The sequence below is a fragment of the Pseudomonas sp. FSL R10-0399 genome (assembly GCF_009600165.1).
In the GTDB taxonomy this organism is placed as follows: Bacteria; Pseudomonadota; Gammaproteobacteria; order Pseudomonadales; family Pseudomonadaceae; genus Aquipseudomonas; species Aquipseudomonas helleri.
In genome coordinates this window covers 15,099-27,999 of the sequence record NZ_WIWK01000024.1, presented here as the reverse complement: position 1 = coordinate 27,999, position 12,901 = coordinate 15,099, and the positions used below count along the sequence as shown (strand labels likewise).

General features: G+C 52.0%; 13 protein-coding genes, 1 tRNA gene and 3 pseudogenes. 11 read left to right on the top strand and 6 right to left on the bottom strand.

The genetic code is table 11. The features are described 5' to 3' along the window. Positions 1 to 25 precede the first annotated feature (25 nt). The 10 genes from ybgC (at position 26) to GHO41_RS09605 (ending at position 7,097) form a co-directional block, all read left to right on the top strand. Positions 26 to 493, top strand: coding sequence for a tol-pal system-associated acyl-CoA thioesterase (gene ybgC / locus GHO41_RS09650; protein WP_048370554.1), 468 nt, complete (start codon positions 26 to 28; stop codon positions 491 to 493). Next, the gene (gene tolQ / locus GHO41_RS09645; protein WP_048370552.1) at positions 483 to 1,178 is read left to right on the top strand and encodes a protein TolQ; all 696 of its coding nucleotides are present in this window, start codon (positions 483 to 485) and stop codon (positions 1,176 to 1,178) included. Before ybgC ends, tolQ begins: the two co-directional genes overlap by 11 nt. 23 nt (positions 1,179 to 1,201) lie before the next feature. Beyond that, positions 1,202 to 1,654, top strand: coding sequence for a protein TolR (tolR, locus tag GHO41_RS09640; RefSeq protein ID WP_162207691.1), 453 nt, complete (start codon positions 1,202 to 1,204; stop codon positions 1,652 to 1,654). Continuing rightward, entirely contained in the window at positions 1,654 to 2,769 is a 1,116-nt protein-coding gene (tolA, locus tag GHO41_RS09635; RefSeq protein WP_048390755.1) for a cell envelope integrity protein TolA, read from the top strand. Before tolR ends, tolA begins: the two co-directional genes overlap by 1 nt. 38 nt (positions 2,770 to 2,807) lie before the next feature. After that, complete coding sequence (gene tolB, locus GHO41_RS09630) at positions 2,808 to 4,067, top strand: Tol-Pal system beta propeller repeat protein TolB (RefSeq protein ID WP_194286902.1); 1,260 nt, start codon at positions 2,808 to 2,810, stop codon at positions 4,065 to 4,067. 55 nt (positions 4,068 to 4,122) lie between these two features. After that, on the top strand, positions 4,123 to 4,623 hold the full coding sequence (gene pal / locus GHO41_RS09625) for a peptidoglycan-associated lipoprotein Pal (RefSeq protein WP_048370547.1): 501 nt from the start codon (positions 4,123 to 4,125) through the stop codon (positions 4,621 to 4,623). A 6-nt stretch (positions 4,624 to 4,629) separates the two neighbouring features. Beyond that, positions 4,630 to 5,442, top strand: coding sequence for a tol-pal system protein YbgF (ybgF, locus tag GHO41_RS09620; RefSeq protein ID WP_048370545.1), 813 nt, complete (start codon positions 4,630 to 4,632; stop codon positions 5,440 to 5,442). A 163-nt stretch (positions 5,443 to 5,605) separates the two neighbouring features. Continuing rightward, complete coding sequence (gene queE / locus GHO41_RS09615) at positions 5,606 to 6,253, top strand: 7-carboxy-7-deazaguanine synthase QueE (protein ID WP_048370543.1); 648 nt, start codon at positions 5,606 to 5,608, stop codon at positions 6,251 to 6,253. A 1-nt stretch (position 6,254) separates the two neighbouring features. Next, on the top strand, positions 6,255 to 6,947 hold the full coding sequence (queC, locus tag GHO41_RS09610) for a 7-cyano-7-deazaguanine synthase QueC (protein WP_178109977.1): 693 nt from the start codon (positions 6,255 to 6,257) through the stop codon (positions 6,945 to 6,947). 74 nt (positions 6,948 to 7,021) lie between these two features. Further along, positions 7,022 to 7,097: transfer RNA gene (locus GHO41_RS09605), tRNA-Lys, on the top strand. Positions 7,098 to 7,461: 364 nt separating this feature from the next. Here GHO41_RS09605 and GHO41_RS30300 read toward each other — a convergent pair. The 3 genes and pseudogenes from GHO41_RS30300 to GHO41_RS09595 form a co-directional block, all read right to left on the bottom strand. After that, positions 7,462 to 7,662 (bottom strand): annotated as a pseudogene (locus tag GHO41_RS30300) (integrating conjugative element protein); the annotation flags it as partial. A gap of 36 nt (positions 7,663 to 7,698) precedes the next feature. Then, a pseudogene (locus GHO41_RS09600) lies at positions 7,699 to 8,482 on the bottom strand (TIGR03756 family integrating conjugative element protein). After that, positions 8,479 to 8,910, bottom strand: coding sequence for a TIGR03757 family integrating conjugative element protein (locus GHO41_RS09595; RefSeq protein WP_178126488.1), 432 nt, complete (start codon positions 8,908 to 8,910; stop codon positions 8,479 to 8,481). Before GHO41_RS09595 ends, GHO41_RS09600 begins: the two are co-directional and overlap by 4 nt. A gap of 207 nt (positions 8,911 to 9,117) precedes the next feature. On the opposite strand from GHO41_RS09595, the gene GHO41_RS09590 reads away from it, so the two are divergent. Continuing rightward, positions 9,118 to 9,963: a TIR domain-containing protein gene (locus GHO41_RS09590; RefSeq protein ID WP_153433435.1), complete on the top strand. Its 846-nt coding sequence runs from the start codon at positions 9,118 to 9,120 to the stop codon at positions 9,961 to 9,963. A 352-nt stretch (positions 9,964 to 10,315) separates the two neighbouring features. Here the strand turns inward: GHO41_RS09590 and GHO41_RS09585 are convergent. The 3 genes and pseudogenes from GHO41_RS09585 to GHO41_RS09575 all read right to left on the bottom strand — a co-directional run bounded on the left by GHO41_RS09585 (position 10,316) and on the right by GHO41_RS09575 (position 12,847). Beyond that, a pseudogene (locus GHO41_RS09585) lies at positions 10,316 to 11,396 on the bottom strand (IS630 family transposase). A gap of 234 nt (positions 11,397 to 11,630) precedes the next feature. Next, positions 11,631 to 12,383, bottom strand: a complete 753-nt coding sequence (locus GHO41_RS09580) for a DUF2321 domain-containing protein (RefSeq protein WP_153433434.1) — start codon at positions 12,381 to 12,383, stop codon at positions 11,631 to 11,633. A 143-nt stretch (positions 12,384 to 12,526) separates the two neighbouring features. Then, entirely contained in the window at positions 12,527 to 12,847 is a 321-nt protein-coding gene (locus GHO41_RS09575) for a hypothetical protein (RefSeq protein ID WP_153433433.1), read from the bottom strand. Positions 12,848 to 12,901: the final 54 nt, after the last annotated feature.

The window sequence follows — 12,901 nt, the reverse complement described above, 5'->3', positions numbered from 1 at the left end:
CAACCTGAGGAGTAAGCACTAGAGTATGCGCGCGCAAAACAGGCTTGAGCCGTTCGCACATCGCTGTCGCGTTTATTACGAAGACACCGATGCGGGTGGCGTCGTGTATTACGTAAATTATCTTAAGTTTATGGAGCGGGCTCGAACCGAAAGGCTGCGGGAGCTGGGCTTTGCCCAATCCGCGCTGGCAGGCGAGAACCTGTTATTTGTCGTGCATTCCAGCGAGGCGCGTTACCACGCACCGGCGCGACTGGACGACGAACTGTTGATCAGCGCACAAGTAACAGAACTCAACCGTGCGAGCCTGCGTTTCAAGCAGCAGGTCTGGCGGGCTGCGGATACAACCTTGCTCTGTGAAGGGCAGTTTTTGGTGGCCTGTGTGCGCGCCGATAGTTTTAAACCCCGGGCCATTCCCGAAGCTTTACGTACGGCCTTTGCCGACGTAAGCGGCGCGGGTAAACATTTAGAGCAGGAGATAAAGCGTGGAAGCTAACGTCGTCGACCATTCCTCCATGTGGAGTTTGGTCAGCAATGCCAGCATTGTGGTGCAGTTGGTAATGTTGACCTTGCTGGCTGCATCGGTTACCTCGTGGATTATGATTTTTCAGCGCAGCACCATGCTGCGTGCCGGTCGACGTGCCCTGGACAGCTTTGAGGAGCGTTTCTGGTCGGGCATCGATTTGTCAAAACTGTATCGTCAGGCGGGCAGCAACCCGGACCCTGATTCTGGCGTTGAACAAATCTTCCGCGCCGGTTTCAAAGAGTTCTCGCGTTTGCGTCAACAGCCGGGCGTTGACCCGGAAGCCGTCATGGAAGGCGTTGCGCGTGCCATGCGTGTAGCGATTTCGCGCGAAGAAGAAAAACTGGAGCAAAGCCTGCCATTTCTGGCAACCGTTGGTTCGGTCAGCCCGTACATCGGTCTGTTCGGTACCGTGTGGGGCATCATGAACTCCTTCCGTGGTCTGGCGACTGCCCAGCAAGCGACCCTGGCGACCGTTGCACCGGGTATTGCTGAAGCATTGGTTGCAACCGCGATTGGTCTGTTTGCTGCCATCCCGGCTGTTATTGCTTACAACCGCTTTGCTGCACGTAGCGAAACGCTGATCAGCCGCTACTACACCTTCGCCGATGAATTCCAGGCGATCCTGCACCGTAAAGTGCACACCAGCGAAGAATAAGCAGGTAATTCCCAATGGCTTTAATCGCTCGAGCTCGCAAGAAGCGCAAGCCGGTTGCCGAAATGAACGTAGTGCCATACATCGACGTGATGCTGGTGCTGCTGGTGATTTTCATGGTGACCGCACCGATGCTCAACCAGGGTGTGAAAGTTGATTTGCCTAAGGTCTCCAGCGAGGCCTTGCCGCAAGACAACAACACTCAGGTTCTGACAATTTCGATCAAGGCTGACAAGACCTATTACTGGAACCTTGGCAGTGAAGTTGACACCGATAAACAAATGGACAAGGCGATGACCTTGCCTCAGATGACTGACGCGGTGACCAAGATCATTCGCGCGGGCAACGAGGGCGGCAAGCAGACCCAAGTCTTTATTCGCGGTGACAAAACCGTGGATTACGGCGCTGTAATGGGTGCCATGGGTGGCCTGCAAAAAGCTGGGGTCGGTAACGTTGGCTTGATTACCGAGGCTCCCTGATGCGCGACCAGCGGGAGCCGTCCGCCTCTGAAAATTATTTTTGGCCTACCGTCTGGGCTGTAGGGCTGCACGTCCTGATTTTCGGCATGCTGTTCGCCAGCTTTGCCATGACGCCAGAATTGCCGCCCGCAAAACCCATTGTTCAAGCTACTTTGTATCAACTGAAGTCAAAAAGTCAGGCGACGACTCAAACCAATCAGAAGATTGCGGGTGAGGCAAAAAAATCGGCTGCGCGTCAGACTGAAGTCGAACAGATGGAGCAGAAGAAGGTTGAACAGGAAGCTGTAAAAGCCGCGGAACAAAAGAAACAAGAGGTTGCCGAGAAGGCAGCTGAAGCGAAGAAAGCAGACGAAGCCAAAAAAGCGGACGAAGCGAAGAAGGCGGACGAGGCTAAAAAAGCCGACGAAGCCAAGAAGGCCGATGACGCGAAGAAAGCCGACGATGCCAAAAAGGCAGCGGACGCTAAAAAGGCTGAAGAGAAAAAGCTGGCTGATATCGCTAAAAAGAAAGCAGACGACGAGGCTAAAAAAGCCGCTGAAGAAGAGGCCAAGAAACAGGCCGCTGAAGACGCGAAGAAGAAAGCCGCTGAGGATGCCAAGAAAAAAGCGGCTGAGGACGCCAAGAAAAAGGCTGCCGCAGACGACGCGAAGAAGAAAGCTGCTGAAGATGCCAAGAAGAAAGCCACTGCTGAAGCGGCCAAGAAAAAGGCTGTAGAAGCAGCGCGTAAATCTGCCGAAGAGAAAAAGGCCCAGGCCTTGGCGGATTTGCTTTCTGATACGCCGCAACGCCAGCAGGCGTTGGCAGACGAGCAGGGTGATGAGGTCGCCGGTAACTTTGATGACCTGATTCGCTCTCGTGCTGCAGAAGGTTGGGCGCGTCCACCTTCGGCCCGTAAGAACATGAAGGTTGTGCTGCAAATTGGCATGTTGCCAGATGGCACGGTAACGTCGGTGACGGTTGCCAAGTCCAGTGGTGATGGTCCGTTTGACAGTTCGGCTGTGGCAGCGGTCAAAAACATTGGCCGTTTAACGGAAATGCAAGGCTTGAAGCCTAGCGATTTTAATCCTTACCGATCATTCAAGATGACATTCACACCTGAGGATCTAGCCTTGTGATTAAATTTTTTCGAGGACTGCTCGTCATCGTCTGCTGCATGGCAGGGATGGCTGTAGCTGAAGAAAAGAACATCCTGGTTACCAGCGGTAGCGACCGGGCAACACCTATTGCAGTCGTGCCGTTCGGCTGGCAGGGCGGTACCGTCCTGCCTGACGACATCGCTGAAATTGTGGGTAACGACCTGCGTAACTCGGGTTACTACTCACCGATTCCAAAGCAGAACATGATCAGCCAGCCGACCCAGGCCAGCGAAGTCATCTTCCGTGACTGGAAGGCGCTGGGCGCACAGTACGTGATGGTAGGTAATATCGTGCCAGCGGGCGGTCGCCTGCAGGTGCAATATGCCTTGTTCAACGTGTCGACCGAGCAACCGGTGTTGACCGGCAGCGTGTCGGGCACCACTGAGCAACTGCGCGACATGGCGCACTACATTTCTGACCAGTCGTTTGAAAAACTGACCGGCATCAGAGGTGCATTTTCGACCCGTCTGCTCTACGTGACGGCCGAGCGCGCCAGTGTCAACAACACCCGCTACACCCTGCAGCGCTCCGACTACGATGGCGCGCGTGCGGTGACCCTGCTGCAATCGCGCGAGCCGATCCTGTCGCCACGCTTTGCACCGGATGGCAAGCGCATCGCTTATGTATCGTTCGAGCAGAAGCGTCCGCGCATCTTCGTTCAGAACATCGATACCGGCCATCGTGAGCAAGTCACCAACTTTGAAGGCCTGAACGGTGCGCCAGCCTGGTCGCCGGATGGTTCGAAGCTGGCGTTTGTACTGTCTAAAGACGGCAACCCGGACATCTACGTGATGAACATGGCCTCGCGCCAGATCACCCGCGTGACCAACGGTCCTGGTATCAACACCGAGCCGTTCTGGGGCAAGGATGGTTCGACCATCTACTTCACGTCTGACCGTGGTGGTAAGCCACAAGTCTACAAAACCACGATCGGTAGTGGTGCAGCGCAGCGCGTGACCTTTATCGGTAACTACAACGCCAACCCTAAGCTGTCGGCGGATGAAAAGACCTTGGTCATGATTCATCGTCAGGACGGATTTACTAATTTCCGTGTTGCGGCTCAAGATTTGGAAAGAGGAAGTGTAAAAATCCTCACAGATACTAACCTTGATGAGTCAGCTACTGTTGCGCCCAACGGCACCATGGTAATCTACGCCACCCGCCAGCAGGGCCGGGGAGTCTTGATGCTCGTGTCCATCAATGGACGCGTAAGGCTCCCTCTTCCTACCGCTCAAGGCGAAGTCAGAGAACCTTCCTGGTCCCCTTACCTGAACTGACGTGGTGATAGATTCAAGTTGCACATAACACTTGGGGTTCATTAGGAGTTTTACGATGGAAATGCTGAAGTTTGGTAAATTCGCTGCGCTGGCACTGGCCATGGCTGTAGCTGTAGGTTGCTCGTCCAAAGGCGGCGACAATGCCGGTGAAGGCGCTGCTGTTGATCCAAACGCTGGTTACGGCGCAAACACAGGCGCTGTTGATGGCTCCCTGAGCGAAGAAGCTGCTCTGCGTGCCATTACTGTTTTCTACTTCGAATATGATTCTTCGGACCTGAAACCAGAAGCAATGCGCGCTCTGGACGTTCACGCTAAAGACCTGAAAGCTAGCGGCGCTCGCGTCGTTCTGGAAGGTAACACTGACGCCCGTGGTACTCGTGAGTACAACATGGCACTGGGCGAGCGTCGTGCGAAAGCCGTTCAACGCTACCTGGTACTGCAAGGTGTTTCTCCAGCACAACTGGAGCTGGTGTCCTACGGTAAAGAGCGTCCAGTTGCTACTGGCAACGACGAACAGTCGTGGGCTCAGAACCGTCGCGTCGAACTGCGTAAGTAATTCGTCATGCGAACGTGCCGCCGTGCTGTAACTATTCTGACTCTCAGCCTCATGCCGCTAGCGGCATGGGCTGCGGTTCCTGTGGTCGATGACAACTCTGGCAATAGCGGGGGGAGTTATCCATCACCGGGTTATGGTGCGAGCGGCGCCTATGCCGGGGGAGGGGTTTCGACCCCTGTCTCGGCACAGGGCGAGCTGTTCAACCAACTGCAACAAATGCAGGATCAGATCTCACGCCAACAGGGTGTGATCGAAGTTTTGCAAAATGATATTTCACGCATGAAGCAAGAAAGCCTGGAGCGATACCAGGAACTTGATCGGCGTATTGGTACGGGCGCTCCTGCAGCTGCCGCACCTGATAATTCTGCTGCCGGTGGTGCTGCTGCCGCCGGTAATACTGCAGCGCCTGCACCTCAGGCTGCTGCCAGCTCGGAACCGGGTGATCCAGCGAAAGAAAAGCTCTACTACGATGCTGCTTTCGACTTGATCAAAGCCAAGGATTTCGACAAAGCCAGTCAGGCCTTTGCGGCCTTTCTGCGCAAATACCCAAACAGCCAATACGCGGGCAATGCTCAGTACTGGTTGGGTGAAGTGAGCTTGGCCAAAGGCGACCTGCAAGGTGCTGGTCAGGCCTTCGCCAAAGTGAGCCAGCTATATCCCAAGCACGCCAAAGTGCCGGATTCGCTCTACAAGCTGGCTGACGTAGAGCGCCGTCTGGGCCATACCGACAAAGTAAAAGGCATCTTGCAACAGGTTGTTGCACAGTATCCTGGCACGTCGGCGGCACAGTTGGCCCAGCGCGATTTGCAGCGCATGTAAGCCATACGAAGCTTTCATCGAGAAACCCGCGCTTGTCGCGGGTTTTTTCGTTAGAATCCACGCCCTTTTATGAAATACGCTCTTCTGAGTCCTGCGAGTGCAGATTCTTTAGAGTGCCTGACGGAGGCGGACAGCCTGTTTAGCTGTTACGCCCGTGGCGGATATGCAAGACACATTGAGAATTACCGAAGTTTTTTACTCTTTGCAGGGTGAAACGCGAACGGCTGGCCTGCCCACCGTTTTTGTACGTCTAACGGGCTGCCCATTGCGCTGCCAGTATTGCGACAGTGCCTACGCCTTCAGTGGCGGCACCGTGCGCTCCCTCGACAGCATTCTTGAGCAAGTGGCCGATTTTCGTCCGCGCTACGTGTGTGTGACGGGTGGCGAGCCCTTGGCGCAGCCTAATGCCATTCCATTGCTTAAGCAGCTTTGCGACGCGGGTTACGACGTCTCGATCGAGACCAGTGGTGCGCTGGATATTTCGGCTGTCGACCCACGCGTCAGTCGTGTGCTCGACCTGAAAACCCCTGGCTCCAAAGAGTCCCATCGCAACCTCTACGAAAACATTGCGTTGTTGACGCCGCACGATCAGGTCAAGTTCGTGATCTGCTCGCGCGAGGACTACGACTGGGCAGTGTCCAAGCTGATTGAATACGGTTTGGAGCGACGCGCCGGTGAAGTGCTGTTTTCGCCGAGCCATCACGATCTGGCGGCCCGTGACCTGGCCGACTGGATTGTCGCGGACAACTTGCCTGTACGTTTGCAAATGCAACTGCACAAATATCTTTGGAATGACGAGCCGGGGCGCTGAAATGACTGAACACACTGCTGTCACTGAAAAAAGAGCGGTAATTTTGCTGTCCGGCGGCCTCGACTCGGCCACCGTCGTGGCCATGGCTCGCGCTGAAGGTTATCGCTGCTACACCATGAGCTTTGATTACGGCCAGCGCCATCGCGCCGAGCTCGACGCCGCAGCTCGTGTTGCTCGCGACCTGGGCGCGGTTGAGCACAAAGTCATTGGCTTGAACCTGGACGGTATTGGCGGCTCAGCCCTGACCGACAGCTCTATTGATGTACCCGAAGCACCCAGCGAAGGCATCCCGGTAACCTACGTGCCGGCTCGTAACACCGTATTCCTGTCATTGGCCTTGGGTTGGGCAGAAGTGCTGCAAGCGCGGGATATCTTCATTGGTGTTAATGCCGTGGACTATTCCGGCTACCCGGACTGCCGTCCGGAGTTCGTAGAAGCCTTCGAAGCCATGGCCAACTTGGCGACCAAAGCCGGTGTTGAGGGGCAGGGCTTTCGCATCAAAGCGCCCCTGCAAAACATGAGCAAGGCGCAGATCGTCCAGGCGGGAATCAAACTCGGCGTGGATTACTCACTCACCGTATCCTGCTACCAGGCCGACGCCCAAGGCCAAGCCTGCGGCAAATGCGACAGCTGCCGCCTGCGTGCAGAAGGCTTTCAAGCGGCCGGCGTTTCGGACCCAACACGTTACTTTTGATTTATTTCACATTTATTTTTAACAAGGTGTTGAATTCTCGTTAAAAATCAGTATTATACGCACCACAACGAAGCGGGTCGTTAGCTCAGTTGGTAGAGCAGTTGGCTTTTAACCAATTGGTCGTAGGTTCGAATCCCACACGACCCACCATATGCAACATCAAAACAGCCGGTACGCACCTCAGGGTCTACCGGCTTTTTTGTGCCTGAAATTCAGTGAGACGTGTCCTCTTCGAGTGTGCATTTTGCTGAGATATCGGCGTGGACATGCAGCCGTCTATGGCGAAAAGTAGTTTCGCGCCGGGGTGATGTCAATCTGCAGCAGCCCACTGACGGTGCCATTTGATCAAAATACGAAGTGTCTGTCGGACGACGTTCCTTGCTAGGTAGGAATGTTCGTATATCAATAGTTGCTGCGGTTCGTTGAGCATATTTTGAGCCGAGCCCCTACTGGCCATGACATTGCCTCAACCCCAATCATATTTTTTTATACAGCCAGGCGTGATCATGAGGGTGAAGAGGGTTGAGGCCCCGTTCAACTGGTTTTCGAGGGTGTTGGTCATGCTCATGTTTCCGCAGACCAGATTGTTGCTCCAGCCGCCACCCACCTGAATGCTCCGCATGTTGCCAGCACTGCCCATAGCGACCGCGCTGCCGCCTCCGATGCTGTAAAGCACCTCAACCCTGATCACGCTGCCAAAGGACGAAGCATTGATAGGATCAGCGCTCCAGGCTGTTGGTCTGGATGCTCATTAAAAGTCCGTACTCCCCAGGAAGGTTTGGCTACGCCGCTGACAGCAGGCGTATGGACGCCAGAGCGCCCAGGCGTAACCACCGTCCTCGGCCTGAACCTGTGGTGTTGAATGCGGGAATACGGCACACGATTGGCTGAGCGTCGACGTCAACTCCTGCCACTTGCCGGTAGTGGTATCGACCTCTATAAGCTCACCTGCAGGCCAATAGCCGTCGCGCGCAGAAGCTTGCATGGGCAAATAGACATGGACTTGCCCGGGCTTCTGGATAAACCGCCTCAGGGATACCGTACCGCCAGGCAATAGGATCAAGCGTGCTCAAGAAATACGGCATCCACGGCGCCGTCGCGCCTTGGCAGGCATACCCCGACGCACTGGCGAACTCACTGAATACAGCACCGCCCGGGTGCCCGATTACATCCGCCTCTTTGAATTTGAGTGCTGCGTTCTCAGCAACATGATTGGTCGTAGCGTCATTGCCCGCCTGAGACAACGGAGTCGGCGACCCCAAAGGCGACATCTCAACCCACGGGTTAGCCCCGGTATTGGAATACGCCGACACCACCGCATCCGGCACGTAATGCCGCACCTTGCTCGGCGTCTTCACCTTGCAGCCCAGCGCCGTGCATAGCAGCCAGTAGCAAATGCCAACCACCTTGTACTCAAGGCACTGAGGCGACAGCGACGAGGTAATGATCGTTGCTGAAGTGATCGATGCCGAGGCGCTGAAGGGCAGGCTACAGATCAGAGCCAGCGATAGCGGGCGGAGCGGGCGGCTGTTCATTGTGGCTGGCCTTTGGCGTTGTTGATGAGGACCAAAGCTTTGGCTACATCCGGCTCGCCGTAGACGACGTAGCGCCGGTCAACAACGACTGCAGGGATCTTGGTGATACCTAGGCTCCAGGCATCGGTTAGATCTTGCTGGGCTTTGGCGAGATCGGTTTGTAAGTGTTTGCCGGAGGGTGTGTTGAGGCGGCTTTGGATGATCGCGGCGGCTTGGTGTGGGTTTGTGGGTAGTGCGCGAGACAGCTCGGCTTCAAGGTGTTGTTGCTGGTCTAAAAGAATGATTCGGGCTGGGCCGGGAGAGGTTATGGAGTGTGCTTGGTCGGTGATGACCCAGGGTTGGGCTTGGGTGAATGTGGTTATGGATAGAAAGGCGAGCGACAGCACCATATTAAGCGGTATGCGGGAGAGGGCTTGGCGGGTGGGCATGGTGCTGTATCTGAGATGGGCTCAGATGCATGGGACAAGAAATAGTGAGTGGATGCAGTAGGAAAACAGTTTTTGGTTGGGGAAAGTTTTTTTGGTCATAACACTTTTCCAAAGTGGTCTGCGTAAGATCATGGCTAAATTCTGTGGTTATGATGCAGACATTTCGCTATGCTCGGATCAGATTTAAGACTATAGGGTTGGAATAAGATGAGAAAGCCCAGAATTTTTTTAGCTTCTTCTGTGGAAGGGTTGGACGTAGCGAACGCTATTAATGAGTGTCTTGACTACGACGCAGAAGTTGTACATTGGAAGAATAGTTTCAAGCTGTCTTCCCAGACAGTTGAAGATTTACAGCAAAAGGCCAAAACTGTTGATTTTGCCATATTTGTATTTACGCCAGACGATATCTCAACTATACGAGAAAAAAGCCATCCAGTGGCTAGGGATAATGTTTTATTTGAGCTTGGGCTTTTTATCGGAAGTTTGACGAAAGAGCGTTGTTTTATAATCAAGCCTCGTGATGTTGATCTTCATTTTCCTACAGATTTGTTAGGCTTGACTCCCGCCGATTTTAATGGAAATAGATCAGACAATGATCTTACTATGGCTGTGAATGCACCTTGTAATAAAATTAAAAAAGAAATATTAAGATTGGGGTTGGTCAGTGAGGATATGAGTGTTATTAAAGCTCGTACTAAAAAAACTGGGTTTGATTACGAGGTTGGTGATGCAGAACTGCGCTTGTTGGTAGATATTTTTGAGAAAGGACTCCATAGTGTAGAAGGTGTAGTTTCAAGTGAAATATTTAATGATTCTCGAACAGGTGGTTTCTGCTCGCTTGCAATTATAAAGATTGAGCGGTTAGGTTTTGTTGAAAAGGAAGTGCGCGCCTATAATATGCATGAATATTTCACATATTCTGTCACGCCTGAAGGGTTGGAGTATATTTTGGCCAGTGAGGCAAAGATAAAAAAGTCTAGGGTGCCTGAAGCTGCAGTGTCTCGAGTCAAAACCGTTCAGTTTGAATCTTTCGATGATGATATACCGTTTTAGCGATTATAATAATTTGTTAATGGGGTATGGGGTGGATTGTAGGGGGGGGGCGATATTTTTATACATCATGTGTGATGTATGTTCAGGGTGGGCTAGTTGATATTGAACCTGGTGTTGTTCGTAGATAAATTATTTGTACTTATAAGTAGTAGAAAGAAGGGGGCGATCTTCAATGCGTGTGGTGCTAGCGCTGGAAAATTGTGTGCTCGCGTGCTATAGCTTTATAAGTGGTAATGAGTGATTCGCTAAGAGTTCTGAGTGTGATGCTGTATTTTATGAGCTGATTAGCATAGATGTACCATTTTAAGATAACTTTCCGTTAGATATAAGTTTGGAGGTGATAAAGGTCTCTCTAATTTCTAGTCATCTGGCCGGTTGATACATTGTTTTGTTTGATCATGCTCAGCTTCGCTCTATATACCGAGGTGATGATGTTTTCATTCGCTTTGTTTCACTTGAACGGCTTGGCGGAATACTCATTGTGAGCCTCGATAAATTGACGTATAGCCGATTTCAGATCGGTAACACTGGTAAAGGCACCGCGATATAACACTCGTCTACCCAATTGTGAAAACCAGCCTATCTCGGCGTTCAGCCAAGATGCGCTGGTAGGCGTGAAGTGCAATTTGAACGCGGGTGCATTACCAGCCACTGCTTGATGGCGGCCTTTTTGAGGTGCGAGTTGTTATCCAAAATCACATGCAGATCCAGCCCGGCGGGCGTACTACTTTCAATTCGTTGCAAACAAGCCAAAAAATCCTTGGCTCGATTGGACAGTGTAATTCGGCCGATGACTTGCCCGGTCATAATGTCAAAAACCACGCATAGACTGGCCGTGCGGTGGTGCTTGTAATCGTGCGCACGGCGTTCGATTTGACTTGGCCGTAGCGGCAACGTTGGTTGAGTGCGATCTAACGCCTGGATCTGAGCTCTCTCATCAATCGACAGAACCAAAGCGTTATCTGGTGGGTTCAAACAAAGCCCGACCAAGTCGATGACCTTGTCAGCAAAATGAGGGGCGTTACTGATTTTGAAAGTCTTCAGCCCCTATTAGGTTTGAGCTTGGAAGCGGCCCAGATTAGGCGAACCTACCATGTGGTCAGTCGCGCATATTTGGTCATCAAACGAACACTCCAGTGAGTAGCTTCCTTGAGCACACGCTGGGTCGTCAGGGTGAGTGGCTGGTCGCTGTGCGGCGGGTCGTTCAGTCCTTTCAATAACCACTTCCATACAGGGCTTCGCCACCTGAGTACTGTTGGCCGCGTTATCTGCAACTGAGCACTGACGGCTTTGGGCGTCATTCCATCTGCCAGTAAAAGCAGGATACGGGCCCGCTCGATAGGGGTTATTCCTAAGGTGCTCCTCCATATTCAATCTTGCAGGGTAATGAGATCAGAAGACGTTAAAGCGAATGGAGCAGTTGGTCGAGTTATACATATAACCAACTAATGAAAAATGGGGTATGCAGTATATCGCTGCTCTAAGGGTCATGGACTAAACGCTTAGGTCATAGATAGTGGTAAGATGATCCGAAAACTGAAATGTTTTATAGTAGTAACTAGGGTTATGTGTGCTTGGGAGGGGATAGAATGGCGTGGATAGATGCAGTCATTCATAGTGATTCGCATTTGTCCACGCCAACATATTTACGCTTTTGTTCGGGAAGATTAATGTCCCTTTGGTACGATTAGAACTTTTATTTCGAAATCATCCTGCTTCTTATTTAGGTCGTTTTCAAGGCCTCTAGGGTTAGAAATCCAGCCCTCTGGGTCATATACAAAACAGAGAAGTTTTTTACAGTCTGGATGAGCTCTGTATCGCTGCGAGTCCACGATTAATTCCGCACCTACGTCCTTAGCTTTGAGAGTGGGTCTGGTTTTTTTGACTTCAATAATTATTTTTTCATCTTTCAATAAAAAGTCTACTCTAGATCCACCGCCAGCATAGCTAGGTGTCCACTCTTCAGGTCTAATATCATCAAAGTATACATGTAATAGTGCGTGCAGTAGATCTTGAGTGTCGTACTCATCGTTAATATGTAGGCTCTCGCGATCTGCGTGGCGAGATTTCAACTGCTTGGCGACGAGATGAAACCTCGCACAGATTCTTTCCACTAGTGCGAAATTGTCTATGTCGGTGGTCTTATTTTTCGCTGTGGCCAACAAGGCTTTCGCTACTGTCCATGGAAACGTCGCTCCGCAGTTTTTACAATGGGTGGGCACCCTTGTAGCAAACCCTATGGAAAGAACCCCAGGTACGTGATATTTTCCTTCTATTTCATGGCCACACTCGGGGCAGGTATGAATTGTTGATTCACCGCAGGTTGCGCAGAATTTATTGCGGAACTCTGGCGAGCTATGATAGTTGGCCGTTATTTGATGCCCGTTTAAACAAACTTGTTGCGTATCGTATTGACCCATAATTTTTATCCTTAGAATTACTTGTGTGTATCTATTGATGCCTATTACACGTTAAATCGTATTCTGTAGAATTACAACTAAGGAGTTTGTGCTAAAAATTAGCATCTACATTTAAATCTTATGTTGCTTAAGACCTTCTCAATTCAAAACCAACGCCTCAACACGCTCTCGATCCAAATCCCTCCCAACCCTGTGCCGCGCATGCTTCGACGCAAACACCAACGGGCCTCGATTATGAATTGAGTGACCACAATTCCCTGATCACTTGCCGTGGTAATGATGCCATCTCTGTCAAGTGGTTCTAACCCGTCTTCCACGCCATGAAGAATGTTGACGCGGGTGCTGGGGGCGATGTTATAGCCGCCAATGGGGTGGTTGTCGTAGCCGCTGACGATTTTTCTGTCGGCGGCCAATACGTCCAGGTAATCAGCGATGCCTCGGTACTGCACAAATCGTCCGCACATGACGAGGGCCTCGTTGGCTGTAGCGACTGCAGGGAGCGTAGACGCATTAAACAG

Excerpts from the sequence above, each read along its gene's own strand:
- queE (WP_048370543.1), top strand. The coding sequence starts at position 5,606 with ATGCAAGACACATTGAGAATTACCGAAGTTTTTTACTCTTTGCAGGGT.
- queC (WP_178109977.1), top strand. The coding sequence starts at position 6,255 with ATGACTGAACACACTGCTGTCACTGAAAAAAGAGCGGTAATTTTGCTG.
- GHO41_RS09590 (WP_153433435.1), top strand. The coding sequence starts at position 9,118 with ATGAGAAAGCCCAGAATTTTTTTAGCTTCTTCTGTGGAAGGGTTGGAC.
- GHO41_RS09595 (WP_178126488.1), bottom strand. The coding sequence starts at position 8,910 with ATGCCCACCCGCCAAGCCCTCTCCCGCATACCGCTTAATATGGTGCTG.
- pal (WP_048370547.1), top strand. The coding sequence starts at position 4,123 with ATGGAAATGCTGAAGTTTGGTAAATTCGCTGCGCTGGCACTGGCCATG.
- ybgC (WP_048370554.1), top strand. The coding sequence starts at position 26 with ATGCGCGCGCAAAACAGGCTTGAGCCGTTCGCACATCGCTGTCGCGTT.
- tolA (WP_048390755.1), top strand. The coding sequence starts at position 1,654 with ATGCGCGACCAGCGGGAGCCGTCCGCCTCTGAAAATTATTTTTGGCCT.
- GHO41_RS09575 (WP_153433433.1), bottom strand. The coding sequence starts at position 12,847 with ATGTGCGGACGATTTGTGCAGTACCGAGGCATCGCTGATTACCTGGAC.
- tolB (WP_194286902.1), top strand. The coding sequence starts at position 2,808 with ATGGCAGGGATGGCTGTAGCTGAAGAAAAGAACATCCTGGTTACCAGC.
- GHO41_RS09580 (WP_153433434.1), bottom strand. The coding sequence starts at position 12,383 with ATGGGTCAATACGATACGCAACAAGTTTGTTTAAACGGGCATCAAATA.
- ybgF (WP_048370545.1), top strand. The coding sequence starts at position 4,630 with ATGCGAACGTGCCGCCGTGCTGTAACTATTCTGACTCTCAGCCTCATG.